Source organism: Sulfitobacter sp. 1A15106 (genome assembly GCF_043556995.1).
Taxonomy (GTDB): Bacteria; Pseudomonadota; Alphaproteobacteria; order Rhodobacterales; family Rhodobacteraceae; genus Sulfitobacter; species Sulfitobacter faviae.
Genome location: NZ_JBIFFM010000002.1, coordinates 214,717 through 241,433, shown reverse-complemented (window position 1 = coordinate 241,433; position 26,717 = coordinate 214,717). Strand labels below are relative to the sequence as shown.

The 26,717-nt window shown below is 64.6% G+C and carries 23 protein-coding genes and 1 riboswitch; of the genes, 4 read left to right on the top strand and 19 right to left on the bottom strand.

Annotated features, from left to right (window positions below; translation table 11 throughout):
• On the top strand, positions 1-1,539 hold the full coding sequence (locus tag ACGYKA_RS03760; protein WP_394417608.1) for an acyl-CoA synthetase: 1,539 nt from the start codon (positions 1-3) through the stop codon (positions 1,537-1,539).
• A 389-nt stretch (positions 1,540-1,928) separates the two neighbouring features.
• Here ACGYKA_RS03760 and ACGYKA_RS03755 read toward each other — a convergent pair whose 3' ends face one another.
• The 4 genes from ACGYKA_RS03755 to hemN form a co-directional block, all read right to left on the bottom strand.
• A complete protein-coding gene (locus tag ACGYKA_RS03755; RefSeq protein WP_394412818.1) occupies positions 1,929-3,713 on the bottom strand; it encodes a TRAP transporter permease in 1,785 nt (594 codons plus the stop codon).
• Between the two features lie 61 nt (positions 3,714-3,774).
• On the bottom strand, positions 3,775-4,728 hold the full coding sequence (locus tag ACGYKA_RS03750) for a TAXI family TRAP transporter solute-binding subunit (protein ID WP_394412815.1): 954 nt from the start codon (positions 4,726-4,728) through the stop codon (positions 3,775-3,777).
• 366 nt (positions 4,729-5,094) lie between these two features.
• Positions 5,095-5,439 (bottom strand): DUF3140 domain-containing protein, encoded by a 345-nt coding sequence (locus ACGYKA_RS03745; RefSeq protein ID WP_394412812.1) that lies wholly within the window; start codon positions 5,437-5,439, stop codon positions 5,095-5,097.
• 159 nt (positions 5,440-5,598) lie between these two features.
• The gene (hemN, locus tag ACGYKA_RS03740; RefSeq protein WP_394412809.1) at positions 5,599-6,954 is read right to left on the bottom strand and encodes an oxygen-independent coproporphyrinogen III oxidase; all 1,356 of its coding nucleotides are present in this window, start codon (positions 6,952-6,954) and stop codon (positions 5,599-5,601) included.
• A gap of 62 nt (positions 6,955-7,016) precedes the next feature.
• Here hemN and ACGYKA_RS03735 point away from each other — a divergent pair, with 62 nt between their 5' ends.
• Positions 7,017-7,853 carry a GNAT family N-acetyltransferase gene (locus tag ACGYKA_RS03735; RefSeq protein WP_394412807.1) on the top strand — a complete coding sequence of 279 codons (837 nt, stop codon included), beginning with the start codon at positions 7,017-7,019 and terminating at the stop codon, positions 7,851-7,853.
• A 258-nt stretch (positions 7,854-8,111) separates the two neighbouring features.
• Here ACGYKA_RS03735 and ACGYKA_RS03730 read toward each other — a convergent pair whose 3' ends face one another.
• The 13 genes from ACGYKA_RS03730 to ACGYKA_RS03670 form a co-directional block, all read right to left on the bottom strand.
• Positions 8,112-8,858, bottom strand: a complete 747-nt coding sequence (locus ACGYKA_RS03730; RefSeq protein WP_394412804.1) for an ABC transporter permease — start codon at positions 8,856-8,858, stop codon at positions 8,112-8,114.
• Positions 8,858-9,625: an ABC transporter ATP-binding protein gene (locus ACGYKA_RS03725; RefSeq protein ID WP_394417605.1), complete on the bottom strand. Its 768-nt coding sequence runs from the start codon at positions 9,623-9,625 to the stop codon at positions 8,858-8,860. Before ACGYKA_RS03725 ends, ACGYKA_RS03730 begins: the two co-directional genes overlap by 1 nt.
• Positions 9,592-10,275, bottom strand: coding sequence for a TenA family protein (locus tag ACGYKA_RS03720; RefSeq protein ID WP_394412798.1), 684 nt, complete (start codon positions 10,273-10,275; stop codon positions 9,592-9,594). Before ACGYKA_RS03720 ends, ACGYKA_RS03725 begins: the two co-directional genes overlap by 34 nt.
• Positions 10,272-11,219 (bottom strand): ABC transporter substrate-binding protein, encoded by a 948-nt coding sequence (locus tag ACGYKA_RS03715; protein ID WP_271691616.1) that lies wholly within the window; start codon positions 11,217-11,219, stop codon positions 10,272-10,274. The genes ACGYKA_RS03720 and ACGYKA_RS03715 overlap by 4 nt, the downstream gene beginning before the upstream one ends.
• Before the next feature lie 37 nt (positions 11,220-11,256).
• Complete coding sequence (locus tag ACGYKA_RS03710; protein WP_394412795.1) at positions 11,257-12,219, bottom strand: ThiF family adenylyltransferase; 963 nt, start codon at positions 12,217-12,219, stop codon at positions 11,257-11,259.
• Positions 12,216-12,812: a thiamine phosphate synthase gene (locus ACGYKA_RS03705; protein ID WP_394412793.1), complete on the bottom strand. Its 597-nt coding sequence runs from the start codon at positions 12,810-12,812 to the stop codon at positions 12,216-12,218. The genes ACGYKA_RS03710 and ACGYKA_RS03705 overlap by 4 nt, the downstream gene beginning before the upstream one ends.
• The gene (locus ACGYKA_RS03700) at positions 12,809-13,570 is read right to left on the bottom strand and encodes a thiazole synthase (RefSeq protein WP_067260906.1); all 762 of its coding nucleotides are present in this window, start codon (positions 13,568-13,570) and stop codon (positions 12,809-12,811) included. The genes ACGYKA_RS03705 and ACGYKA_RS03700 overlap by 4 nt, the downstream gene beginning before the upstream one ends.
• A gap of 3 nt (positions 13,571-13,573) precedes the next feature.
• Positions 13,574-13,771: a sulfur carrier protein ThiS gene (gene thiS, locus ACGYKA_RS03695; RefSeq protein WP_394412790.1), complete on the bottom strand. Its 198-nt coding sequence runs from the start codon at positions 13,769-13,771 to the stop codon at positions 13,574-13,576.
• On the bottom strand, positions 13,761-14,741 hold the full coding sequence (locus ACGYKA_RS03690) for an FAD-dependent oxidoreductase (protein WP_394412788.1): 981 nt from the start codon (positions 14,739-14,741) through the stop codon (positions 13,761-13,763). Before ACGYKA_RS03690 ends, thiS begins: the two co-directional genes overlap by 11 nt.
• Complete coding sequence (gene thiD / locus ACGYKA_RS03685) at positions 14,734-15,537, bottom strand: bifunctional hydroxymethylpyrimidine kinase/phosphomethylpyrimidine kinase (RefSeq protein WP_394412785.1); 804 nt, start codon at positions 15,535-15,537, stop codon at positions 14,734-14,736. Before thiD ends, ACGYKA_RS03690 begins: the two co-directional genes overlap by 8 nt.
• A gap of 67 nt (positions 15,538-15,604) precedes the next feature.
• Positions 15,605-15,701, bottom strand: a riboswitch (TPP riboswitch).
• Positions 15,702-15,812: 111 nt separating this feature from the next.
• A complete protein-coding gene (locus tag ACGYKA_RS03680) occupies positions 15,813-19,142 on the bottom strand; it encodes an error-prone DNA polymerase (protein WP_394412782.1) in 3,330 nt (1,109 codons plus the stop codon).
• On the bottom strand, positions 19,142-20,629 hold the full coding sequence (locus ACGYKA_RS03675; RefSeq protein WP_394412829.1) for a Y-family DNA polymerase: 1,488 nt from the start codon (positions 20,627-20,629) through the stop codon (positions 19,142-19,144). The genes ACGYKA_RS03680 and ACGYKA_RS03675 overlap by 1 nt, the downstream gene beginning before the upstream one ends.
• The gene (locus tag ACGYKA_RS03670; RefSeq protein ID WP_394412779.1) at positions 20,577-21,311 is read right to left on the bottom strand and encodes an ImuA family protein; all 735 of its coding nucleotides are present in this window, start codon (positions 21,309-21,311) and stop codon (positions 20,577-20,579) included. The genes ACGYKA_RS03675 and ACGYKA_RS03670 overlap by 53 nt, the downstream gene beginning before the upstream one ends.
• A 144-nt stretch (positions 21,312-21,455) precedes the next feature.
• Here ACGYKA_RS03670 and ACGYKA_RS03665 point away from each other — a divergent pair, with 144 nt between their 5' ends.
• Positions 21,456-22,094, top strand: a complete 639-nt coding sequence (locus ACGYKA_RS03665; protein WP_394412777.1) for an SOS response-associated peptidase — start codon at positions 21,456-21,458, stop codon at positions 22,092-22,094.
• Here the strand turns inward: ACGYKA_RS03665 and ACGYKA_RS03660 are convergent.
• Positions 22,091-23,521, bottom strand: a complete 1,431-nt coding sequence (locus ACGYKA_RS03660; RefSeq protein ID WP_394412774.1) for a UdgX family uracil-DNA binding protein — start codon at positions 23,519-23,521, stop codon at positions 22,091-22,093. The genes ACGYKA_RS03665 and ACGYKA_RS03660 overlap by 4 nt on opposite strands.
• On the bottom strand, positions 23,521-24,756 hold the full coding sequence (locus tag ACGYKA_RS03655; RefSeq protein WP_394412771.1) for a putative DNA modification/repair radical SAM protein: 1,236 nt from the start codon (positions 24,754-24,756) through the stop codon (positions 23,521-23,523). The genes ACGYKA_RS03660 and ACGYKA_RS03655 overlap by 1 nt, the downstream gene beginning before the upstream one ends.
• Positions 24,757-25,068: 312 nt before the next feature.
• Here ACGYKA_RS03655 and ACGYKA_RS03650 point away from each other — a divergent pair, with 312 nt between their 5' ends.
• On the top strand, positions 25,069-26,586 hold the full coding sequence (locus tag ACGYKA_RS03650; protein WP_394412768.1) for a malonyl-CoA synthase: 1,518 nt from the start codon (positions 25,069-25,071) through the stop codon (positions 26,584-26,586).
• Positions 26,587-26,717 lie beyond the last annotated feature (131 nt).

Below are 26,717 nucleotides of genomic sequence, written 5' to 3'. Positions count from 1 at the left end.
ATGTCCGACATTGATACTTCTTGGCAGCCTCGCCACCATCCGGCGGACAAGGCAGCCTTCGTCATGGCCGCCACAGGCGAAAGTGTCAGCTTTGCTGCGCTCGAAGCCCGGGCAAATCAAGGCGCGCATTTGTTGCGCGCTATGGGCATCGAAACGGGTGCGCATATTGCCATTCTGATGGAGAACCGTCGCGAAATGCTGGAGGTCTGTTTCGCAGCAGATCGTGCCGGCGTGTATTACACGACCATCAGTACCCATCTGGGGCCGGAAGAGATCGCCTATATCCTCGAGGATTGCGATGCTCAGTTGCTAATTACAAGCGATCGGTTTGCGGGAATAATCGCAAAACTACAGGCGGATTTTGGCATAGCCTTCGCTGTGCGCGTCGTAGGCGGGGGGGCGGATAGCCTGCCAAGTTGGGATCACGGCGTCGCGGATCAGCCAACCACGCCAATCCCAGACGAGGCTCAAGGGCTTGATATGCTCTATTCCTCAGGTACGACGGGGCGGCCAAAAGGTATTAAATGGCCGTTGGAACCCGCGCCGCTTGGCACGCGCACGATGCTGGTTGATCTGCTAACCGATCTTTTCGGCTACGGACCGGAGACGCGATACCTGTCCACTGCGCCGCTTTACCATGCAGCCCCATTACGCCACTCAATGGTCACGGTAAAATCGGGTGGTACTGCGGTTGTCATGGACCGTTTTAACGCCGAAGAGGCGCTAAGACTTATTGAAGAACATCGCATTACCCACAGCCAATGGGTGCCGACCATGTTCGTGCGCCTGTTGAAACTACCTCAGGAGGTACGTGAGGCATACGACCTTTCCTCCATGCAGATGGCTGTACATGCCGCGGCTCCCTGTCCGATTGAGGTCAAGCACAACATGCTGGCTTGGTGGGGGGATATTATCCACGAGTATTATGCTGGTACGGAGAATAACGGTTTCACTGCGATAACAAGCCGTGAGTGGCGGGAGCATCCCGGTTCAGTGGGCCGGGCCAAACTGGGGGTCATCCATATCTGCGGCGAGACCGGAGAAGAGCTTCCAGTTGGACAAGAAGGAGAGATTTTTTTCGAGAATGGCCATCAGTTCGCTTATCATAAAGACCCAGAAAAGACCCGGCGTGCCACTAATGAAAAAGGCTGGACAACCCTCGGGGATATCGGTCGGGTCGACGCGGAAGGTTATCTTTACCTGACGGATCGCAAATCTTTCATGATCATTTCGGGCGGAGTGAACGTTTATCCGCAAGAGACTGAAGATACGCTGCTAAACCATCCGGCCGTGCTCGACGCAGCCGTTATCGGCATTCCGCATGAGGATTTTGGTGAAGCCGTTCATGCTGTTGTGCAGTTGCTGCCAGATGTCGACGCTTCAGATGAACTGCGTGACGCCTTGTTTGAATTTTGCCGAACAAAGTTGTCTTCGATCAAATGCCCACGGAGTATCGAGTTCCGCAAGAGGTTGCCCCGGACAGAGACGGGGAAGCTGCACAAGAGGCTCCTAAGAGATGAGTATCTGGCGCCAAGATAAATGATCAAACCAAAGGGTCGCATGCGCTATATCGCGCCCGGCTAGCAGATACAGAACGGCTTCCTTAGAGAGTATCGACGGAGGGATGCGGGGTGAATTGCTTGATGAGACCATGTTTGAACGCCGGCATTCGGCGTTGTGTGTTCTGACCTCGGTCTATTACGCGCGAACCCTGACTATTGCAGTCACTCGCTCCTCTGCGAAAAATGGAAGCGCCGCACGATGGGCGATCGCTCAAGCGGCGGCATCTATTGTAAAGACGAAACGGGCTTTGGGTGCGGCTGGGTGAAAATTCGATAACAGGTCACGCCTCCAATAGAGCCCGAATTGGTTTGCGCGTTTGCTTCGAACCATCAACTTAACCAATCGCCTGTTCTAACGCCGCGCGCTCAAAACCACAGGCCAGAAAATACAACAGCCAGCCCACCTGCGCAAAGTGCGAGCGTCGGCACGGGCCGTCGCGCTCCGATCAAACCGTATGAAAGCAGGGTCAGCCCCAATGCGACACGACCAGCCGCCAAGAGAGCTGCCAATGGGGCGTCCGATAGGCTTAGCATATCCGGGTTCGCGACCATGCCCAGTGGGATGATGTAAAGCCCAATGCCAAGCGCCATCGCTGTCAGAGCGACCTTCAACCAATTCTCGCCAATCATTCCCGCGGCGATAAAAACAGCGCCGCAGACCGGGGGCGTGATTGTCGAGAGAAGCGCGAACCAAAAGACAAAGAGATGCGCTTGAAGCGGCGAAAGACCCAGTTCAATGAGCGCAGGACCGGCGACGGAGACGCAAATCACATAGGCCGCCGTGGTGGGCACTTCCATTCCCAAAATGAGGCAGGCAAGCGCCGTGAGCAGCAGGGACGGCCAAAGAAGCCCCCCGGACCCCGCCAGAATGAGAGAGGTGATTTTCACGCCAAGCCCGGTGATCGACAGCACACCGATGATGATTGAGGCGCAAAGGATGATGGAGGCGATCAGGGCAACCTGCCGTGCGGCATTGAGAACTGCACTTGCCATTCGCGTGGCGATCTGGCGCGGTTCGAAAGTGAGCTTTGCGTTGAAGAACAAGAGCAACGCCGCTGCGAGGATCGCCATAGCCGCCGCATATTCCGGCGTGAACTGCGCGACGAACATCCCCCATAGCAGGACCGAGAAGGGGACGAGGAAGAAGAGCGATGTGACAACCACATCGCGCATTGCAGGGCGATCCGCTTCTGCGATCCCTTTGAGGGCGAAGCGCTGCGCGTAGGCGTTGATGCCAACCCAGACCGCCACGAAGTAAAGCACCGCAGGAAGCGCGGCGGCAGCCATGATGCCAGTGTAGGGCACGCCGGTCAGCTCAACCATCACGAAAGCGCCTGCGCCCATCAGGGGCGGCATGATCTGCCCGCCTGAGGAGGCCACGGCCTCGACCGCGGCGGCAAGGCGTTTGGGATAGCCGAGCTTGGTCATCGCGGGCAGGGTGATCGCGCCGGTGGAAGCGACATTTGCGGAGGCCGAGCCGGAGATCGACCCAAAGAGCGCTGAGGACAAAACGGACACTTTCGCCGCGCCGCCTTTCAGCCGCCCCGCCGCGGCGGCGGCGACATTCATGAAGCCTTGGCCCGCTTCGCCAGCGTTCAGAACTGCGCCAAAGATGACAAAGATCGCCACGACAGAGACCGAGACACCGGTGAGCGTTCCCCAGATGCCGCCCTCGGCGATGGTGAGTGTTCCGAAATAGCTTTCTATTGGCGTGCCGGAATGGCCGAATTCGCCGGGAATATGCTGCCCGAACAGGCCATAGAGCAGGGCGAGTGCCGCAACCAGTGGCAAGGGCCAACCGATCACGCGCCGCGCCGTTTCCAGCACCACCAAGAGCAGCGTCACCGCCACGGCAAGCTGGAAGTTACTTTCGATGAACCCGTATTGATCGCCAAGCGCATCGCTGTTGAAGGCCACCCAAAGCGCTGCGGCGATGCCCAATGCGGCCAAGATGATGCCAGTGATCCGCCGCAGCGGGGTCTGCGCGTCAAAGACCAAGGCGAAGGGCAGGATGAAGGCCATATGCAGCGGCCTGCTGATCAGGTTCGGCACCAGACCCGAAAACACCAGCGCCAAGTGATAGCTGACCAGCGCGATGGCCAGCGCGATCCAGAAACTCGCCGCCAATCGGCTTTCGGGGAGATTTGTCATCTATGGGGGTCCGGCTTTGGCTGGGCAAGCGCGGCGCGGAAAACCCGCGCCGCGCGTCCTGTTACTGCGAGGTCTCTGTCGCCATCCCAGCTTCTTCGTAATAACGCAGCGCGCCGGGGTGCAGTTCAGTGGTGATATTGGCCATCAACTCAGGCGTGACATTGCCCCACCAAGGCGATGTATCGGCCATCTTGGCCTTGTTTTCCCAATAGGTCTTGGTCAGTTGATAAGCCGTTTCGTCGTCCATCTTGGTTGTCGTGAAAGCGACGACGGGCAGGGACGTTGTGGTCACATCCTGCTCTTGGCCCGCATAGGTGCCCGCCGGAATGACAATGCGGGTCCGTTTGGATTGGGTGATCTGCTCGTCCGACAACGGGACAATGGTAACGGGGGTGGAAGCGGCGGCTTCGACGACATTTGGCGCCGGGAATGAACCCGCGGTGACAAAGCCGTCGATCTGCCCGTTCTTCAAAGCGGCCACGGCGTTGCTCAATTCCGCATCCGCGATCTCCACACTGTCTGCCAGCCCGAACATATCCAGATACTTCGCACCTTCAGTCGCGCCGAAAGACCCTTTGCCCAGCAGGATGCTCTTGCCTTCCAGATCCGCAAGCGCGGTGGCGCCGCTGTCCTGAGACATCACGAAATGCATGGTCAGCGATGGGATCGGGAAAAGCGCGCGAATCTCATCAAAAGCAGGTGCGGTCTTGCCTTCAAACATAGCCTTGCCGTTTTGGGCCAGACCAACGAGGGAGGGCGGGGTGGTAAAGACATAGTCGGCCCCGCGCGCGCGGACTTCCATGACGTTCTGAACCGATCCTTGGCTCTCTTCCACGGTAACCGAGATGTCTCCGCCGCTGCCCGCTTTCATAGCCTCGGCAAGCTCCACGCCCATTTGATAGTAGGACGAGCCCGATTTGGCCGACTTATAGGTCACTCTGGTTTCGGCGCTTGCGGCGCCCCCGACAAGCCCCAGGGCCAATGCCGCGCAAATAGTTTGTCTCAACGCATTCATGGTTTTTCCTCCTCCAAGCGCAAGGCGAACGATCTCCCGGCGAAACAGGTGCGGGACTGCCTTTGGGTGACTTTGTGGCAGCAGACTACGACATTGTCGAGAATGGGGTTTCGCTGTTGGGTGGCTCTTACGGACCAATACGGCGGGCCGCTTCGGTCTTGCGAGGTCGAAGATATGGGAAGATGGCAGAGGCGGCAGGTTCGCTGCGCCCCGCAACCAGTTCTGCGATGCGCGGATTGCAGGCCATAGAGGGCGAAAGATATCGACGCTTGAGTTGCGAAGAAGCTCAATTGTCTGCGCTCCTTCGCCAAGGTCGAAGCCCGATCAAAGGTCCATCCCCTTACCACTCGGGCAAGGCACAGTGCGTCAGCTATCGCCCTTCAGAGGGTCGTGGCCCCAATTCATCAGCGAATAGCGCCATTTCGAGTCTTCAACATCATCCTTCGGCCCGCCTTGGGAGAGATGCCGTTTGATATAGCCAACGACGGTCGCCATGTGATCCCACTGATCGTCGGTCAGGTCGTCCTTGTTGGTGCGTTTGATCTTGACGATCCGGCGGCCGGATTTGTGCCCGGTGCTTTCACCGCTTCCGCTGTCGCCCACGGCCTTGGAGGCCTCGGTCTCCAGCCAGTCCTCAAGCTCCGCCGGTGCCATGTTGACCAGATCGCGCCACTCGTCCCAGATTTCGTCCTTCGATTTCGATGAAGACATTTCCTTTCCCAATCCATTATTGGGAAGAAACCGGCCCGCGCGCGCTTTGTTCCCAAGGGTCACAGCGGTCTGCCACGGTCGGCAAGGCGCACGCCGATCTGTCTGCCGTCGGCTTGTCAGTGTCCGAACAGCCCGCGCCTCGGGCGGGCCGGATAAAGCTCAGGAAGCTTGCGAATAGCGCATGCCCTCCGGCACCTCCCGGTCAAGCATCGATGCGATCATGCGGGTCAGGGCGCGACCCTCGGGCAGGATGTCGAGGCGCGTTCCGGACAAGCGCACGAATGGCGTGTAGCGGGTTGCCATGGCCTTCAACTCGGGCGCGAGATCGAAGGCCCGCGCGCCGAAGGTTTCTGCCAAGGCGTTCAGGTCAAGGGTGAAGTCGCACATCAGACATTCGATCGCCCGCGCGGTCAGGCGGTCCGTATCCTCCAAGGCGTAGCCGCGCGTTCCGGGCAAGTCGCCAGCGAGGATGCGCGCGGTATAGGCCGCCGTCGCGGGGGCGTTCTGTACGTATCCCCCCGGAAAACGCGAGATTGACGAGGCGCCGAGGCCGATCAGGGTTTGGCAATTGTCATCGGTGTAGCCTTGGAAATTCCGGCGCAGGCGGCGGTTGTTTTTTGCTTGGGTCAGCCCATCCTGCGGCGTGGCGAAATGATCGATGCCGATTGCCTCCATGCCCGAAGCGGCGAAGCGCGCCGCGGCTCTCTCAGCGAAGTGATAGCGTGCGACGGCGTCGGGCAGTGTCGCCTCGCGGATGAGTTTCTGCCGTTTCGCGACCCATGGCACATGCGCATATCCGAAAAGCGCCACGCGATCCGGGGCAAGGGACAGGGTCTTGTCAATCGTATCCTCCAGCCGCGCCATGGTCTGATGAGGCAGGCCGTAAACCAAGTCAGTATTGAGCGAGGTGACCCCCTCGGCGCGCAACTGGTCGACACAGCGGCGCGTGACCTCGAAGGACTGGAGGCGCCCGATGGCCTGCTGCACCTCAGGGTCGAAATCCTGAATGCCGATAGAGGCCCGTGTGAGGCCCGCGGCGCGCAGGGCAGCGATTTTGGCGGGGTCGATCTGGGTGGGGTCGATCTCGACGGAGAACTCGAAATCCTCGGTCGGCGTGAAGAGCTGATGAAGGGCGCGGTTCAGGCGGTCGATGAGGGCGGGCGGTAGGATGGTTGGTGTCCCGCCACCCCAATGCATCCGCCCCATCCGCATGCCCGCAGGCATCGCGGCGCGGAGAAGCTCAAGCTCGGCCTCAAGAGCCTCGATATAGCGCTCGACAGGGCTGAGCGTCTTGGTGCCCTGCGTGTGGCAGGCGCAGAAATAGCACAGGCGCTCGCAAAAGGGGATGTGAACATAGACCGAGACCGGCGCGCCGGGGTCCAACGCGCCAAGCGCTGAGCGCTGAAACGCGGCGCCGACCGCGGGGGTGAAAGCCGCCGCGGTGGGATAGGAGGTGTAGCGCGGCACGCGCGCGTCGAAGAGGCCGAGAGCCTCGAGCATCTGTATCTGTTCCATGGCACCGGTTTAGGGGGGTGCCGTTCTGCGGTCTTTGCGCTGGATCAATTCGGACGCAAAGATTGCGCATTGCCGTCGGTTGGGGGATCGTCGGCCGCCTGGGCTTTGCTACGGTTTTTACGCTCTTTCTGACACCGATCTTCTACCGCTGGATCGCCGTCTTGGGTGCCGCCCCCGGCGGGACAGCGCAGCGGCTGAGAGCGGAAGTGGAGGGGGGTATAGGCCGTCGCGGGATTGATGCACGCCGCGCCTGCGGTTTCCCGGAACTGCACGAAAGACGACAGGATGGCGAGGGCAGCAGCGCGTTATTCTCGCGGCGCGCGCCACAGGCTGGAATAGCAAAGGTGCCGGCAACCTATGCAAGCAGCGCATTTCTCCTGCCCTGTTCGATCTCTACTCCGGGCGGGTCAGCTTCCCATCTTGGACTTGAGATTGGAGACATCATGCACACCGCCGTTCCAGAACCTCTTTCCGTTCCCCTCCCGCTTCTAAAGCAGACCCTATGCGAACATTACCAAAGACTTAGCCCCGCTTCGCGCGAGCTGAGATTCATGGGCCAGCTTAACGATGATGCCTTGCTGCGCGTGGTTCGGGGCTCCAACCCCGACCTCACGCTCGGCGTCGAAAGCGATGGTGCTTTGCGTGCGATACTGGAGCTACATTGCATCGACAGCACTCACGCGGAAATCGGGCTTTCGGTTGAAGATGCCTATCAAGGGCGCGGCTATGGCCGGAGGCTCTTCCATCGCGGTCTGGCCGAAGCGCGCGCGCGAAATATTGAGACGGTGGATGTGAACTTCTTGCGCAGCAATATCGCGATCAAAAAGCTCTGCATCGAAGAAGGGGGAGAGATACGTTGCCGTGGGGCCGAATGTGTCGCGCAGCTGTCGTTGAACTGACCGGAATATTCGAAAGGCGCATGTGCATTTGCCTCTGGCTATCAGGTGAATGGCCGCCACTTAGGTTGCGGCGGCCAATTTTCACGTCTTAGCTTTTAGGGGATGGTGAACCCGCGCCCGACGGTGTCGGTTTCATCGATCTACCATTTCACATAGCCGATAACTTTGGCTGTGACCGGATATCCTTGGACGCTGGGGCGCGGATTACCATGCCGTGCCGCATAAGAGCATCACGCTGACCATGGGGTTCCAAGGCACCTAAAACCGCCGTGCCGTCCAGCGGGCGAGCGCTTCGACCGCGGACCAGAGCAGCAGCGACAGCGCCGCGAGCACGATCAGGGCCGCGAACATGAGCGCAGTTTGGCCGCGGCCATTGGCCATCAGCATCAGATGCCCCAGCCCGCGGGAGGAGCCGACCCATTCGCCGATCAGCACCGCAAGGGGGCCATAGACCACCGCCAGACGCAGTCCCGAGATCAGCCCCGGCACGGCATGGGGCAGGCGCAGCAGCAGTGTTTCGCGCCAGCGGTTTGCGCCGGAAAGATGCGCCAGATCGCGCAGGCCCGGGGGCAGCGCCATCAGCCGGTCGAAGAGGGCCGAGGCGATGGGGAAATAGGTGACCAGCGCGATGGTTACGATCTTGGAGGGCATCCCGTAACCGAGCCAGAGGGTGATGACCGGGGCGAGGGCGAAGACAGGCACGGCCTGAGCCACCACCAGCATCGGGCGCAGCAGCCAGCGCGCGCGGCGCGAGAGGGTCAGCAACAGCGCGGTCTCAATGCCGAGGAAAATGCCTAAGCTTAGGCCCAGCGCAAGATTGCCCGCCGACCATAGCGCATTCTGCCAGAGCAGCGCGGCATTCCCGCCCAGCGCTTGCAAGACAAGCCAAGGTCCCGGCAGGATGAAACGCGGCACGCCGCTGAGGGTGACGACAAGCTGCCATATCGCGACGGCGAGGGCGAAGCAGACCATGCCACGCCATAATTTATGCAGCGTAAATACCATCAGGCGACCTGCGCGGGTGAGGCCAGCCCCAGGCGGCGCAGCAGATCGGCTTGAGCGGCGAGGGTCTCGGGGGCGTCGATCCGGCGCGGTGGCGGCGTTTTGGGCAAGGGGCAGGGGGCGGCCCCATGGCGGCTCACGATCCAAGCGTGATCGGCGAGCCTTAGGGCCTCAGCCGGGTCATGGGTGATCAGCACGACGGTTCGCCCGTAAAGCAGCCGCGCCGCTAGATCCTGCATTTTAAGGCGGGTCACCACATCGAGGGCAGAAAAAGGTTCGTCCAGCAAGACCATGGGACGGTCTTCATACAGCGTGCGGGCAAGGGTGACGCGCTGTCGCTGACCGGCGGAAAGCTCGGCAGGTTTGCGGCGCAGCTCCGCGCGAAGCCCGACCTCGGCCAAAAGTGCTGCGGCGCGGTCAGGGTCCGCCCGTTCTCCGCGCAGCCGGGCGGGGATCGTGACATTCTCAACCGCATTCGCCCAAGGCAGCAGTTGATCGTCCTGCGCCATCATCGCGACACGGGGGGCGAGGGGACGGTCGTCATTCGTAGCAACACGGCCCTCCAGCCGGGCCACAGTGGGCAGACCCGCAAGCAGACGCAGCAGCGAGGTTTTTCCCACACCCGAGGGGCCAAGCAAGACGTTCCACCGCCCGGCCTTGAGGGCAAGATCGAAGTGGTCGATCAAGGGGCCAGCAGCGCCGTGGAGCGCGCCCGATAGATGCACCGCAGGGGCGGTCATGCTGCCGCGGGCGACAGCGCCATGTCCCAAAAGCCGACCTCAAGCGCTGTGGCCGTGTTGAAACGCTCTTGCAAGGTCTTGGCTCGGGGCAGGGTTTGCCAATCCGCACCCAGACGCCGCTCTAGCCCCCCGTCGATCAGCGCTCCGACATCGCGGCACAGTGCTTGATACTCCTCGCCGCCATAGACCGCGCACCAATCGGCATAGGGGCCGTCATTGCCCCGCAGGGCCAACCCGATCTCACCATAGCCCAGAACGCAGGAGGCGAGGGCGGCCGTCAGGTCAAGGAAGTCCCCGGAATAGCCCGCCTCCAGAACATAGCGTGTATAGGCGAGGTTGCCGGGAGCCTCTGCCGTGGACTCGAGCGTGGTGCGGTCGATGCCATGGCCTGCGCAGGTCTCTACATGGAGGGGCATCTCCACATGCACGAGCGCATGGACCGTGGCACTCGCGGCGGCCATTTCATCCAGCGTTTCCGCCTTGGCCGCAGCAAGAGCCCAAGCGCGGGCGAAGTGGGTCAGGAAAACATAGTCCTGCCGCAGGTAATGCAAATAGCTGGTCTGCAGCAGGCTGCCGTTGCCCAGCTGTTCGACAAAGTCATGGCGGGTATAGGCCCGCCATGTCTCTCCGGCACCATCGCGCCAAGCTGCGAAGGCCTTGCCATAATCGGGCGCCGTCATGGTTTCGCCTGCGCTGTGACGTCGACCACCAGATCGGCGGCGGGGATCACGGTTTCCACCACGCCGCTTTCCTGCATGAAGGTCTCGAACCGGTCATAGCGCCCGTGGTCCACCGCGGCGGGGCGGGTGGCGAAGCGCGGCCATGTGTCTTCCCATGCGCGGGTGTTCAACTCGTTGCGCAACTCGGCGTCGGAGGCAAAGAAGACCTCTCCGCTGGCGGCCGGGTCGTTCACGATATCGGCTGCGGCCCGTTCGGTGGCACGCAGGAAGCGGGCGATCATGTCGCGGTCCATCTCTTCGGCATGGGCGACGTAGATCAACTCGTCATAGGCGGGCACGCCCTCGGCTTCGGGGTAAAAGCAACGGCCCTCATGGCCTTCGATCTGCATCTGGTTCAGCTCGAAATTGCGGAACGCGCCGATCACCCCGTCGACTTGGCCAGACATTAGCGCGGGCGAGATCGACCAGCCGATATTGATTTGCTCGACCTCGGCAGGCGCCACGCCATTGTGGCTCAGCATCGCATCCAGCAGCATCTCTTGCACGCCGGCCACGGCGAAACCCACCTTTCGGCCCTTCAGGTCCGCCATCTCCTGCACCGGCCCGTCGGCGCGGACTACGAGGCAGGTGAGCGGGGTTTCGACCAGCGTGCCCACACGGCGCAGGTCCAAGCCCTCGCGCTGGGCGAGATGCAGTTCCGGCTGGTAAGAGACTGCCAGATCGACCCGGCCCGCCGCCACCATGCGCGGCGGCTCATTCGGGTCGGCGGGGGAGACGAGTTCGACCTCTAACCCCGCATCGGTGAAATAGCCCTTTTCCTGCGCTAGAATGATCGGCCCGTGGTCAGGGTTCACGAACCAGTCGAGCATGACGGTCATCTTGTCTTGGGCCAAGGCGGGGGCCGCGATCAGCGTCAGGGCAAGGGGGGCGAGGATGTTTTTCACGAAGGGTCTCCAGTATATCGTTTATGCGGGAAGAGGGTCAGGCGCCCGGGAGGGCGAGCAGGGCGATTTCGCCCGGCCAGCGGGGGCGGAGGGTGTTGGCCGCGTGATGCGCCCGCAGGCCGGTGCGGCAGGCGAGCACGATGCGGGGTGCATCGGCTGGCAACGGCAGGTCCGGCAGCGCCTCGGGCGGGACATGACGCGCTTGGGCTGAGAAAGGCGCGGGCGCCTCGGCGCGCAGGTCGATGACCATATCGCGCGGGGCGATCTGGCTTTCGGCGATGAAACCCGCGGCGCGCGCGGGCTCGGGCGCGGTGTCGAAACGAAAGCCCGACATGCGCCATTGCGCGGCGTCCCAGATCAAGAGTTGCCCCAGCGGGGAAGGCGCGAGGCCCAGCAGGACCGAGAGCGCCATCTGCGCCTGCGCCGCGCCGATCATCCCGACCACGGGCCCCAAGACGCCCGCCGTTTCACAGGTCGCTGCCGTTTGCGGCAGGTCAGGGAAGACAGCGCGGAGCGAGGGGGCACCCCCGCAGAAACCGCCGACATAGCCCGACAGCCCAAGGGCCGAGGCTGAAATCAGCGGTTTGCCCTGCGCGCGGGCTTCGTCCGACAGGGTCAGGCTGGCGGCGAAAGTATCGGCGCAGTCGAGCGCGATATCGCAGTCCGCCAGCAGGGCGGGCGCATTGGCGGGGGTGAGCCATTCGGCACGCGGGGCAAGCGTCACCTCGGGGTTCAGCGCCGCCATCGCCTCGGCGGCGGCACGGACCTTGGGCCTGCCGAGATCACCCATCCGGTAGAGCGGTTGGCGGTGCAGATTGCTCAAGGCCACCTGATCGCCGTCCACCAATGTGATCCGCCCGACACCGGCCCCGACGAGATATTGCAGCACGGGCACCGCCAGCGCTCCGGCACCGACGACCAGCACATGCGCCGCCGTGAGACGCACTTGCCCCTCGGCGCCAACCTGCGGCAGAATGATCTGGCGGGCGTAACGGCTCATGTTGTCACCTCAAGCCATTCGCGCATTCGTGCCTCGGGGTCTGCGTTCAGCGTGATATCCGTGACCGCCGCCACCGTATCGGCCCCGGCGGCAAAGGCCCCCGGCGCGCGGGCGACAGACATGCCGCCGATGGCGCAAAGCGGGATATCCCCGATCCGCGCCTTCCATTCCGTCAAACGGTCGAGGCCCTGTTCGGTCCATTTCATCTTTTTCAGAATGGTCGGATAGACGGGGCCGAGGGCGATGTAATCGGGGGCGAGGGCCAGCGCGCGGTCAAGCTCGGCACGGTCATGGGTCGACAGGCCCAGCTTCAGCCCGGCGGCGCGGATCGCGGGGATGTCGGCACTGTCCAAATCCTCTTGCCCCAGATGCAGCCAATCGGCCCCCAGTTCAATCGCCAGTTGCCAATGGTCATTCACCACCAGCAGCGCGCCGTGCTGGCGGCAGAGGTCGAGCGCGGTGGTGATCTCGGCGCGCAGCACCTCTTCCGGCGCGTCCTTGATGCGCAGTTGCACCAGCTTCACCCCCAAGGGCACGGCCCGCGCGACCCATGCGGCACTATCGAAGACGGGGTAGAAACGCGGCAAGCTCATAGCCAAGCCTTTCCGATCACGGGGGTGGAGGGCACGGCCATGTCGCGCTGGCCCATGGGGCCGGAAGCGGCGGCAAGCGCGCCCGCGCGGCAGGCCAGCGCAAAGGCTTCGGCCATGGCGGCGGGGTCGCGGGCCTCGGCCACGGCGGTGTTCAAAAGCACCGCGTCGAACCCCATCTCCAGCGCTTGCGCGGCATGGCTGGGCAGGCCGAGGCCCGCGTCGATCACCATGGCCACATCGGGAAATGCTGCCCGCAGACTGCGCAGCCCGTGCAGGTTGTTCAGCCCCAGCCCCGAGCCGATCGGCGCACCCCAAGGCATCAGCACCCGGCAGCCTGCATCGACCAGCCGCGCGGCCAGCACCTGATCCTCGGTGGTATAGGGGAAGACCTCGAACCCATCGGCGCAGAGCGCTTCGGCAGCCTCGACCAGCCCGAAGGGGTCAGGTTGCAGCGTGTCGGCATGGCCGATGACCTCGAGCTTGATCCAATTGGTGCCGAAGTATTCCCGCGCCATCTGCGCAGTGGTGATCGCCTCGCGGGCGGAATGGCAGCCGGCGGTATTGGGCAGCAGATGCACGCCCAAGCCGCGCACCATGTCCCAAAACGCCTGTCCCGCGCCTTGCTCGCGGCGCAGCGAAACCGTGGCGACCGGCGCGGCGCTTTGGCGAAAGGCGGCCTCCATCACTGCGGGCGAGGGGTAGCGCGCGGTGCCCAGCATCAGCGGCAGGGGCAAGGCGGTGCCGTAGAAATCGCGCATCGTTCAGCCCCCCTGCATGGCGCTGAGCACTTCGAGCCGGTCGCCGTCGCTCAGCATGGTCTCGCCCCGCGCGCCTGCGGGGACGAAACTGCCGTTGAGGGCGGTGGCGACTTTCGCTTCGCCCCAACCAAGCTCCGCCAATGCCGCGTCAAGCTGCGTGGCGGTGACCTCACGCGTCTCGCCGTTCACTTCAATCTTCACGGAATAAATCCCCCGTTGTCGCTGTTGCCAGAAAGCCCGCAGCCTGTTCGGCCAAGGCGGGCGCCATGAGAAAACCGTGCCGGAACAATCCGTTCAGTTGCAGCACCGCCCCGCGCTGCACGATGCCGGGCAGGTTGTCGGCGAAGGCCGGGCGCAGGTCGGCGCCCATCTCGATGATCTCGCCCTCGGCAAAGCGCGAGTCGAGCGCATAGGCGGCTGAGAGCAGTTCCAGCGCCGAGCGGGCGGTCATGCCGCTGCGGCTGGCGCTTTCGATCTGAGTCGCGCCCAGCATGTAGATGCCTTGCCCGCGCGGTACGACGTAGAGCGGGTGGCGCGGGTGTAGCAGGCGGATCGGGCGGGTGAGGGTGATCTCGGGCGCGCGCAGCAGGATCATCTCGCCGCGCACGGCACGCAGACCGGGCAGAGCGTCGCGGGCCACCATGCCGCGGCAGTCGATCACCGGGCCTGCGATCTGCGTCGGGGCGAGGGCCGTGGTCTCGACCTTTACCCCTTGGGCGATAAGGGTTTGGGATAGATCATACAGCGCTTGGCGCGGGTTCAGATGCGCTTCCTCGGCAAAGAACAACCCGCGGCGATGGCGCCCGGCGAGGTCCGGCTCACAGGCTGCGATGGCTTCGGCGTCGCAGTCGCTGTGGCCTTCGGTGCGGGCGGCGAAACGCTGCAATTCCGCGCGGTCCCGCTCGGGGGCGAGGACCAGCGTGCCCCTATGGGTGACCTCCGTGACCTCCCCCCATAGCGCCGCAGCACGCCGCCCGTGGGTCACCACCGCAGGCTCGCTCAGCGCGCCTTCGCAAAAGGGGGCGAGCATGCCGCCCGCCCACCACGAACAGCCGTGCGGCCCGGGCGGGCCTTTGCGGTCAACGAGCCGGGGCCGCAGCCCCTGCGCCAGACAGGCCCGCGCGGCCCAAAGCCCTGCCACGCCCGCGCCGATGATGGTGACATCACTCATGGGGCCAAACGCCGTGGAAATGATGCACCGGCCCGTGGCCATGGCCGATGTTGAGGGCGTCCGCCGCGGCAATGGCGCGTTGCAGATAGCTATGGGCAGCCTCCACCGCCTCCGGCAGAGGCAGGCCCCGCGCCAGACCGGCGGCAATGGCGGCAGAGAGCGTGCAGCCGGTGCCATGGGTGTTCGCCGTCTGCTGGCGGGGCGCGGAAAGGCGCAGGGTGTCGGCCTCGGAAATCAGCAGATCGACGCAGGTTTCGCCCTTGCCATGGCCGCCCTTCATCAGCACCGCGCGGGGGCCGAGCGACAGGAGCGCGCGGCCCTGCGCCAGCATCGTGGCCTCGTCGGTGGCTTCTTCTGTGTCCAGCAGCCGTGCGGCCTCGGGCAGGTTCGGCGTCAGCACATGGGCGCGGGGCAGCATCCGGTCGCGCAGGGTTTTGACCGCTTCGGCAGAGAGGAGCGCGTCGCCGGATTTCGCCACCATCACCGGGTCGAGCACAACGGGCGCGGGGCAGTCTGCCAGCCCCTCGGCCACGGCGGAGATCGTGGCTGGGTCGCCCAACATGCCAATCTTGACCGCGCCGATGGCCAGATCGTCAAAGACCGCCGCCATCTGCGCGCGGATCATCGCAGGCGCGATCATGGCGACCGCGGTGACGGCGCGGGTGTTCTGGGCGGTCACGGCGGTGAGCACGCTGGCCCCATAGACGCCAAGCGCGCTAAAGGTCTTGAGATCGGCCTGAATCCCCGCCCCGCCGCCGCTGTCGGACCCCGCAATCGTTAGTGCTTGAAACGCCATTCGGCCCCCCATTCGTTAGATGGGCCGAGGGCATGGAGATACGGGGTAAACGACCGCCCGGATGGGGCTGATGCTTGCTTCCGTTCCCTACGCCGGTACGACCCGGATCAGGTTCGATGGGTCGGTTTTCACCTCTCAGCCCTGCGGCACCCCAACGGATTTCCGGCAGGCTAGCGAGGGGCGTTCAGAGGGTCAACAGGGGATCGGTTATTTATTGGTTTGCTTTTTATATCATGTAGTTGCGGCGTGTACCTCATGCATTGCATGAGGATTCGTTAATGAAAATCTCGCGATCTGGGGATCACTTTGGCATCGCGCGGGTGGCCGTGCATGGCCACCTGACCGGGCAGCGGATGGGTTGGGTGATCGCCGCGCGTCGTGATGCCGGGCATCGGTGCCTCGGACAGCGCTGCCAGCCGGTCGGAGCGGTTCTCGAGCCGCTCGGCCACCACATGGATCACCCGCCCGTCGGTCTGCACGCGCCCCTCCACGACCAGAAGCCGCGCCGACATGATCGTGGGGCGGTAAAGCTTGAAGATATTGGGCCAGATCACGAGGTTGGCGACGCCAAACTCATCCTCCAGCGTGATGAAACAGACCCCCTTGGCGCTGCCGGGTTTCTGGCGCACCAGCACCAGACCAGCAAGCTTCACCCGCCGCCCGTGGCCCATGCGCGAAAGGTCCCGCGCCGAGGCGAACCCCTGCGCCGCGAGGCTCCCGCGGTAGAAGGACATCGGATGCGCCTTCAGCGACAGGCGCAGCGTCTGGTAGTCGGCCACGACCTGTTCCGCCTTCGGCATCACCGGCAGATGCACCTCCGGCTCCGGGCCGCGGGCCGAAGCCTCGGCATGGTCGAAGATCGGCAAGGCGGGCGCGTCGCGCAGCCCCTGCGCCTGCCAGAGCGCTTGGCGCCGGTCGATCCCCATGCTGCGCATCGTGTCGGCGGCGGCAAGCTGGCGGATCGCCTTGGCATCGAGGCCCGCGCGGGTCTTGAGGTCTTCGACATCCGCGTAAGGCGCGTCGCGCCGGTCCATGATCCGCGCGCCGGCCTTTTCCTGCAACCCGTCCACCATGCGCAGCCCCAGCCGCAGGGCGAAACCGTCGCCGCAGGGCTCCAGCGTGCAGTTCCAGTCCGAGAGGTTCACGTCCACGGGCCGCACCTCGACCTGATGTTCACGCGCATCGCGCACGATCTGCGCCGGCGCGTAAAACCCCATCGGCTGGGAGTTCAAGAGCGCGCAGGCAAAGGCCGCCGGGTAGTGGCATTTCATCCATGACGAGACATAGACCAGCTTGGCGAAACTCGCCGCATGGCTTTCGGGGAAACCGTATTCGCCAAAGCCCTTGATCTGGTCGAAACAGCGCTGCGCGAAAACCGGATCGTAGCCGCGCTTGGTCATGCGGCCCACCATCTTGTCCTGCAGCTTCTCGATCGTCCCGCGCGAGCGGAAGGTGGCCATGGCCTTGCGCAGCTCGTTCGCCTCGGTCGGGGAAAACTGTGCCGCGTCGATGGAGATTTTCATCGCCTGTTCCTGAAAGATCGGCACGCCCAGCGTCCGGCTGAGGATGCTGAAAAGCTCGTCCTGCGGATAGGCTGGGCCGGGGGCGGGGTAGACGACGCTCTCCAACCCCTGACGGCGGCGCAGATAGGGGTGGACCATGTCGCCCTGAATGGGGCCGGGGCGGACGATGGCGACCTCGATCACCAGATCATAGAAGACGCGGGGGCGCAGTTTTGGCAGCATGGCCATCTGCGCGCGGCTTTCCACCTGAAAGACACCAAGGCTGTCGCCGCGGCAGAGCATGTCGTAGGTCGGTCGCCCCGTGGCGTCGTCCTCGTGATCCTCTACCGGCACCGTGGCCAGTTCCAGCGGGCGGTCGTAATGCGCCTCGATCAGATCAAAACATTTGGCGATACAGGTGAGCATGCCGAGGGCGAGGATATCGACCTTGAAGATCTGCAGCGCGTCGATGTCGTCCTTGTCCCATTCGATGAAGCTGCGCTCGGGCATGGCGCCGTTGCCGATGGGCACGATCTCGGTCAGGGGGCGTTCGGTCAGAATGAAGCCGCCGACGTGCTGGCTCAGGTGCCGCGGCATGCCGATCATCTGGCTGGCCAGTTTCAGCACCATGCGCAGGTAGGGGTCCGACAGGTCCAGCCCGGCCTCGCGGGCGCGGGCGTCGTCCATCTCCCCCTCGAAACTGCCCCAGACGGTGCCCGCGAGTTTCGAGGTCACGTCTTCGGAAAGCCCCATCGCCTTGCCGACCTCGCGAATGGCCGAGCGCGGGCGGTAGTGGATCACCGTGGCGCAGAGCCCGGCGCGGTGGCGGCCATATTTGCCGTACATGTACTGGATGACTTCCTCGCGCCGCTCATGCTCGAAATCCACGTCGATATCGGGCGGCTCGTCGCGTTCCTCGCTGAGGAACCGCTCGAACAGCAGGTCATGCACCGCCGGATCGACGGAGGTGATGCCGAGGCAGAAACAGACCGCGGAATTGGCCGCCGAGCCACGCCCCTGGCAGAGGATCGGCGGCTCGGCCTCCTCGCGGGCGAAGCGGACGATGTCGTAGATGGTCAAAAAATAGCGGGCAATTTCCTTGGTTTCGATCAGGGCGAATTCCTTCTCGATGGTCTTTTTCACCGTCTCGGGCACGCCCTCGGGGTAGCGCCGGGCCGCGCCTTCCCATGTCAGGCGGGCCAGTTCCTCCATCGGGGTGCGGCCTTCGGGGACGATCTCATGGGGGTATTCATAGGCCAGATCGGTGAGGCGGAAGGTGATCTTATCCGCCAGCCTGCGGGTCTCGGCGATGGCATGGGGCCAGTCGGCAAAAAGCCGCAGCATCGCCTCAGGCGATTTCAGGTGCCGCTCGGCATTGGCGGCCAGCAGGTAGCCCGCTTTCGGCACGATCACGCCCTCGCGGATCGCCACCATCACGTCTTGCAGCGGGCGGCGGTGGCGGGCGTGGTAGAGCACGTCGTTGGTGGCAAGGAGCCTCAACCCATGGGCGCGGGCCAGCGCATCCAGCCGGTTGATCCGCGCGCGATCATCGCCGCGGTAGAGGAAGCTCGCCCCGATATGGCGCATCCCCGGCAGCGCTTTCAGCAGCCGCGGCAGGCCCGCGGCGAAGAGGTCGAGGTTTTCGGGCGGCATGACGATGAGGTGCAGCCCTTCGGCGTGGCCTTCCAGCATCTCCAGCGTCAGATGGGTCTCGCCCTTTTGCTGCCATTCGCCGTCGACCGATTGCATTTTGCCCGCCGAGAGCAGTGTCGAGAGCCGCGCATAGGCGGCGCGGTCCTGCGGATAGGCGAGGATCTCGGTCCCGCAGAGCAGCACCAGACGGGCGCCGATCAGGGGGCGGATATGGGCCTTTTCCGCCTCTACATGCAGGCGCACCACGCCCGCCAGCGTGTTGTGATCCGCGATGCCGAGGCTGTCGTAGCCGTGGTGATGCGCCGTCTCGACCAGATCGACGGCGTCCGAGGCGGCGCGCAGGAAGGAAAAACAACTGGCCAGCCCGAACTCGACGTAGTCCGCTCGCGGTGGGGCGCTGAGCCCGTCCTCGCCCAAGGTGCGGCGTTTATGTCCCTCCTGCTGCGGCATCAGGCGAACATCCCGTGCAGGAACCAGCGCGGCTCGGCCCCGCGACCGTCGTGGATCACGCCCTCGCGGTAGAGCCAGAAGCGCTGGCCGCCCGCGACCTCCACCTTGTAATAATCGCGCAGACGGGTGCCGGGGCGGTCGCGCCACCATTCGGGGGCGATCCGCTCAGGCCCCGCGTGGCGGGTGGTCTTGTAGGTGACGCGGCGCCAGTTGAACTGCGAGGGCGGGCCTTCGGGCACGGCGTAGATCACGCGCACCTCCTCGGGCGGGGTCAGCAGGCGCAGCGGGCGCTCGCGCAGCAGCACCGGCGCGGCGGCGGGGCTGGCCTGCAACGCCGGGGCGCGTTCTTCCACCGCCTCGGGCTTGTGGGTCTCGCGCCACTGCGGCCAACTCACCTTTTCGGGGCCGAGCTTGGCGACCAGACGGTCCAAGAGCCCGGCCACATCCGCCGAAGGATCGCGCTTGCCGTCGAGGTGGTCCTGCATCAGCGGCAGCGGCTCGCTCGCCAGCGCCTCCAGCGTCATGAGGTCAAAGCCAAAGCCGCTGTCGATGTTCTCAAGCTTGCCATCGAAGAGCCGACGCAGATGGGCGGCGTCCCGGCTGGCGCGGGCGGTGGCGGTGTCGAGGCCGCGCCAATCGCCGTCGATGCGGTAGACGGTCAGCCGCAGCCGCCGCGCGCCCAGTTCCGCCCGGGCCAGTTGCGCGCAGAGGTCTTCGACCAGCGCGGGCAGATGCGGGGCGGGGTCGAGCACCGGTTCGGGCAGGCGGCTGCGGGCCATGAAATGGCGATGGTCAGGTGGGGCGTTCAGCGGATCGGCGGCCTTGCCCAAAGCTTTGTCGAGCAGGATCAGCGGGTTGCGCTCGGGCTTCAGGCTGGCGAAGCGGCGCATGAGCGCGGCGCGGGGCAGATCGCTCAGCGCGCCGATGGTCTTGAGGCCGAGCCGGTCCAAGAGCCGCGTGGTCTGGGCGTCGAGCCGCAGGGCGGCGACGGGCAGGGGGGCGAGGGCGGCGGCCAGGTCCTCGGCGGTGCAGATATGCGCGCCGGAGCCGAAACGCGCCAGCGCCTGCGCGGCACCGGGGGTGGGGGCCATGGCGCAGCGCGCGGTCAGCCCCTGCAGGGCAAAGCGGCTGCGGATATCGCGCAGCATCGCCGCCTCGCCGCCGAAAAGATGCGTGCAGCCGGTCACATCGAGCAGCAGCCCTTGATCGACGTCCCGCGCGGTCCAGGGGCACCAGCGCCGCGCCCAATGCACCAGCCGTTTGATCAGGGCGATATCGCCGTCCAGATCGGCAGGCTCGACATGCAGATCGGGGTGGATCGCCTGCACGTCGACCACCCGCGCGCCTGTCTCGATACCCCGGGCGCGGGCGGCGGCGCTCAGCCCATGGACCACCGGCCCGTGCGTCCCGTCACGCGACAGGACCACCGGCACCTCATCGCCGGGAACGCTGCGGTACTGAGAGATCACCCGGCGCCAGCGCTCCATCGTCAGATCGGGGAACCAGACGGAGACGATCCGCGGCGCGGGGGCTGTGGCGTTTGTCGGGCTCATGGACGGCCACCCAGCGGCCAGGCGCATGGCCGCGCGCGCGAAACAGCTCCAGATCCCAGCGGGCCGCGCCCGGGGCCTGCGGATCGTCGGGATGCGCCTGCGCGGGCAGGGAGGCAATGCGCCAACGCATCCGCGCCGCGCTCAGGCCCCCGGGGTCGCCGCTGCGGATGAGGTAGAGCGGCACGCCCGAAGCCTCGGCCCGGAGCGACAGCCGTTTGGTGGAGGTGAAATCCAGCACCTCCGGCCCGCCATGCACCTCGCCCACCACGGCGGAAAGACCGGCGCAGGCGGCGCCTTCCTCCATCGTCCAAAGCACGTCGCGCGGATGGCTGGCACTGACCAGAAGCACCGGCTGCTCCAGCCCGAAGGCCGCAAGGCTCGGGGTATAGGGCGCGCCGTTCTCGCGCCGCGACAGGAAGTCCTGAACCCAAAGCACCGGCCCCTTGCCACGCGGCAAGAGCGACAGGACGAAGCCACTGGCCGAAGCACTGGCGAAGGCCTGCGGAAAGACATCCGTCAGCGGCGCATGCGTGGCCAGAACCCCCGGTTCGGGCGGTGTCGACGGCCGTCGCCGCGGCAGGGTAAGGACCTGCCCATATGTAGAATCGGTTGTCATGCACGACTCCATATGTTCACATTTTGTTCTATTCATAAACGATGAACTGCGGCCCTGTCAAAAATTTGAACCGCCCCCGCGAAGCCCTTGCCGGGCGCGGAAAAACCGCATCTACTGGACGCAGGGCGCGACAGGAGGCGACCGATGTGCAATCTTTACTCCCTCACCAAGGGGCAAGACGCGATCCGCGGCTGGTTCGACGGGATCGACGACCAGGCGGGCAATCTGCCGCCGATGCCCGGCATTTACCCCGACTACCCGGCCCCGGTGGTGCGCAGTAGCGACGGCGGCCCGATCTTGCAGATGATGCGGTGGGGGATGCCGTCCCCGGCCTTTGCGCTCAAGGGCAAGAAGACCGACCGCGGCGTCACGAACATCCGCAACATTGCCTCACCACATTGGCGGCGATGGTTGGGGCCTGCGCATCGCTGCGTGGTGCCCTTCACCGCCTTTTCCGAGCCGCTGAACCGCCCCGGAGAGCGTTCGCGCCCGATCTGGTTCGCGCTTGGCGAAGACCGCCCGCTGGCCTTCTTCGCCGGGGTCTGGACGCAATGGACGAGCGTGCGAAAACTCAAGGACGGCGAGACCACCGATAACCTCTATGGCTTTCTCACCACCGAACCCAACGCCGAGGTCGGGGCCGTCCACCCCAAGGCCATGCCAGTGATCCTGACCACGCCCGACGAAGTGCATACGTGGCTGAGCGCCGAGACTGCCGATCTGCCCGCGTTGCAACGCCCCCTGCCGGATGGTGCCCTGCAGGTCATCGAGCCCGAGGATTAAGCCGCCTCGGCCATCATCCGCGCCGCCATCGCCAGATCGGAGCGGAACTGCGCCTCGGCCTCCTCGCGCGCGGCGGGGTCGGGCACGCGCAGCAGGTAGGACGGGTGCAGGGTGATCAGCACCGGGATGCCTTCCGGCCCCGCCTCGATCGTGCCGCGGCGTTTGAGGATGCCCGCGCCCTTGCCCGTGAGGCTCTGCGCCGCAGTGGCACCCATGGCGAGGATGAGCTTGGGCTGCACCTGCGCCACCTCGGCGTTCATCCACCAGCGGCACTGGTCGATCTCCGGCATCTCGGGGCGCTGGTGGATGCGGCGTTTGCCGCGGGCGGTGAACTTGAAGTGTTTGACCGCATTGGTGACGAAGGCGGCGTCTCGGTCCAGCCCCGCTTCGCCGGCGATGCGGTCGAACATCTGCCCCGCCGGCCCGACGAAGGGGCGGCCCGCGAGGTCTTCTTGATCGCCGGGCTGTTCGCCCACGACCATGAGATCGGCATCTCGTGGCCCTTCGCCCGGCACGGCCTGTGTGGCGTGGCAATGCAGCGGGCAGCGGGTGCAGGCGCGGATCGCAGCCGGTAGTTCTTCGGCCGGGCCATCCCAAGCGGAATTGAACGCTGAGAGCTGCGCCTGCACGCGGTCCATGCGGACGGGCGGCAGGGTCGGCGCCGCCTCGGCCATGGCGCGGGCGCGGGCCGGGGCCTCGGCGATCATCTGCGGGATGAAGGCGGCCTCGGGCATGTTCTTCCAGTATTTCTTGGGCATCTCGGATTGCATCGCCTTCACCATCAGGCGGGCGGGGTTGAAGATGTTCTGGAAGTAAGTGATCCAAAGCTGCTCGCCCGAGTCTTCGGGCAGGTCGGGTTTTTCGTGGCCTTCCTGAAAGCTGAGCTTGCCGTTCTCGAAGATCGCAGAGACATCGGGCGTGAGGATGCGCCAATCCATGTCGGAAAACCGCCGCACGAAGAAATCCGCCGTCGGCTCCACCGTATGATGCGTGGGCTCGAACCACGCGGCGAAGCTGCGGCGCGGGGCGTTTGGATCACCGATCTCGCGGAAACGGACGAAGGCCTTCATCTTGTGCTGGCAGCGGCGGACGTTCTTCTCCATCCCGCGCAAGACAGCGAGGTCGGCATCGCCCCGGTCGGACATCAGATGCGGCGCGTCCTTCACCCGCCAGAGAAAGGCATAGAGCCGGGCAAAACGCTCGGGATCGCTATGCCAGACGGCGGTCTCGGCCATCGAGACGAAACTGCGCGGCACCGCGACGCGGCCCTTGGCCGCCGGGGCGGCCGCGCCACCGAAAAGGTCGGGGGCGGCGGCATGGTCACCCCAGAGGATCTGCTCGGGCGGCACGCCCGCGGCGAGAAAGCCGCGCGCCGCCTCGCGCCATGCCTTGGCGGTGCCGATGGGGGGCAGGGAGACGCGGTGCATCAGAACAGGGTCAATTGCTCGGGCGGCGGTGCGAAGCGCGCGCGCAGATTAGCGCTGTCGGTGAGGCCCCCGGGCGTCCAACCGCCCGCGGTGACAAAGGCGCGGGCCTTTTTCATCGAGGCGCCCATGCGGGTGAGGTCTTCGTAGCGCAGGGCGCGATGGCGACGCGCGGCGAGGATGCGGTTGACGGTCTTCACCCCGAACCCCGGTACCCGCAGCAGCATCTCCCGGCTGGCGCGGTTGACGTCGAGCGGGAAATGCTCGCGGTGCACCAGTGCCCAGGCGAGTTTCGGATCGACCTCCAGATCAAGGTTGCCGTCGCGGGTGACGGAGGTGATCTCATCCAACTGAAAGTCGTAAAACCGCAGCAGCCAGTCGGCCTGATAAAGCCGGTGCTCGCGTTGCAGGGGCGGGCGGATCAGCGGCAGTTTCGCGGAACTGTCGGGGATGGGCGAGAAGGCGGAGTAATAGACGCGTTTCAGCTTGTAGCTGGAGTAAAGCCGCGTTGATTGGCCCAACACGGTGGCATCGTTCGACCCATCCGCGCCGATGATCATCTGCGTCGATTGGCCCGCAGGGGCGAACCGCGGCGGGCGCTTGCCGGAGAAGGACTTCTCCTTGCTCGCCTCCTTGGTCATCCGCACGTTGGCCATGGCGCGGCGGATCTGCTCAGGCTTTTTCTCGGGCGCATATTGTTGCACCGCCGTGTCGGTGGGCAGTTCCACGTTGATCGACAGGCGGTCCGCCAGTCGGCCCGCTTCCTCGATCAATTCGGGCGAGGCGTCGGGGATCGTCTTGAGGTGGATATAGCCGCGAAAATTCTCCTCGTGGCGCAGCTTGCGGGCGATCTGCACCATGTCGGACATCGTGGCATCGGGTGAGCGGATCACACCCGAGGACAGGAACAGCCCCTCGATATAATTGCGGCGGTAGAACTCGATGGTGAGTTTCACCACCTCGTCCACGCTGAAGCGCGCGCGCTCCACGTTCGAGGAGACGCGGTTGATGCAATAGCTGCAATCGTAGATGCAGAAATTCGTCATCAGGATCTTGAGCAGGCTGATGCACCGCCCGTCCGGGGCATAGGCGTGGCAGATGCCGCTGCCTTCATTGGAGCCCAGCCCCTTGCCATCGCGCGAGTCGCGCTTGGTGGAGCCCGAGGAGGCGCAGGAGGCGTCGTATTTCGCCGCGTCGCTGAGAATCGCCAGTTTCTGATCGAGGGTCTGTTTGGTCATGCGTTCTATATATGTTCTCAACGGGGCGGCGTCATTAATCTATCTTAATGCCGCGACAATTTGCGCGGGGGGCTGCTGAGGGGGTGGGAAGATTTCGCGCGGTCGGGGTTGCTGCGCGTCTGGCTACGGGCCGCTAATCCGCAGGGCGACGCATTTGAGCGTCGCACTACAAGCTATTGCCTCGGTTCAACATTTCCCCTCACTGCAGCCGCACGCAGCCCTGCGCGCGCTTGCATTACCCTGCGTAATACGATTGTAATTCCGCGAGGAGGCAATCGGCTTTCCCAAGAACAACACGTGAGGAGCACCGTGATGGCGAACCCCCTTTATGACACTCTGTTTGGCCGTCACGCTGGCAAGACGACCGCCTTTCTGCACCTTGAGGGCGGGGTGACGCTGACCCATGCGGGCTTTCTGAGCCGGGCGGGCCGCTTTGCCAATGTGCTGAGCGGGCTGGGGGTGCAGCCGGGCGACCGGCTGGCGGTGCAGATCGACAAATCCGCCGATGCGCTGGCGCTCTATGCCGCTTGCGTGCAGGCGGGGGTGATCTTTCTGCCGCTGAACCCGGCCTATACGGCGGATGAGGTGCGCTATTTCGTGACCGACAGCGGGGCGGCGGCTTTCGTCTGCCAGCCTGCGCGGCGCAATGAGATGGCGCCGCTGGCCAAGGATACGGGCTGCCAGCTTGAGACGCTCGGCACCGAAAACGATGGCAGCTTTGCGGATCGTGCGGCCTCGGCCCCCGATCAGTTCGAGACCGTCGCGCGTGGGGGCGATGATCTGGCGGCCTTCCTCTATACCTCCGGCACGACGGGGCGCTCAAAGGGGGCGATGCTGACGCAGGCGAACCTTTTGTCCAACGCGCAGACGCTGGCCGATCTGTGGCGTTTTACCAATGCAGACGTGCTGCTCCATGCGCTGCCGATCTTCCATACCCACGGGCTTTTCGTGGCGACGAATGTGACGCTGGTAGCGGGGGGCGCGATGATCTTCATGCCCAAGCTCGACATCGACCGATTAATCGACCGGATGCCCCATGCCACCGCGATGATGGGGGTGCCCACCTTCTACACCCGGCTGTTGGACGACGCGCGTTTTACCAGCGAGACGGCGGCGAATATGCGGCTGTTCATCTCGGGCTCCGCCCCGCTGCTGGCGGAAACCCATGTGGATTTCGAGACCCGGACTGGCCACCGTATCCTTGAGCGTTACGGCATGACCGAGACCAATATGAACACCAGTAACCCCTATGAGGGCGAGCGCCGCGCGGGCACTGTGGGCCTGCCGCTGCCGGATGTGGAGTTGAAGATCACCGACCCCGAAACCGGCGCGACCCTGCCGGATGGCGAGATCGGCAGCATCGAAGTGCGGGGGCCCAACGTCTTCAAGGGCTATTGGCAAATGCCCGAGAAGACTGCCGCCGAATTGCGCGAAGATGGGTTTTTCATCACGGGCGATTTGGGGCGACGCGATGCGGATGGCTATGTCACCATCGTGGGCCGCGACAAGGATCTGATCATCTCGGGCGGCTATAACATCTACCCCAAAGAGGTCGAACTGCTGCTCGACGACCAACCGGGCGTCTTGGAAAGCGCGGTGATCGGCGTGCCGCACCCCGATTTCGGCGAAAGCGTCGTGGCGGTGCTGGTGGCACGCCGGGGTGTGGAACTGGATCTGGAGCAGATCGCTGAGGGCGTGGCCGGATCGCTGGCCAAGTTCAAACAGCCCCAGAAGTTGATCGTGCTGCCGGAACTGCCGCGCAACACGATGGGTAAGGTGCAGAAGAACGTGCTGCGCGAAAACTACCGAGACCTCTTCCAACCGGAGTGACACGGCCCGAGGGGGACTGTCGGACGGGCAAAGGCACGGGCATCCCCCTCCCACGGGGCAGGGCGGGGGGGCGTAACCTGCGACAATCTGGCGTTTAATGCCCGGTTTCGCTTGAGGTGCCGGGAAAATTT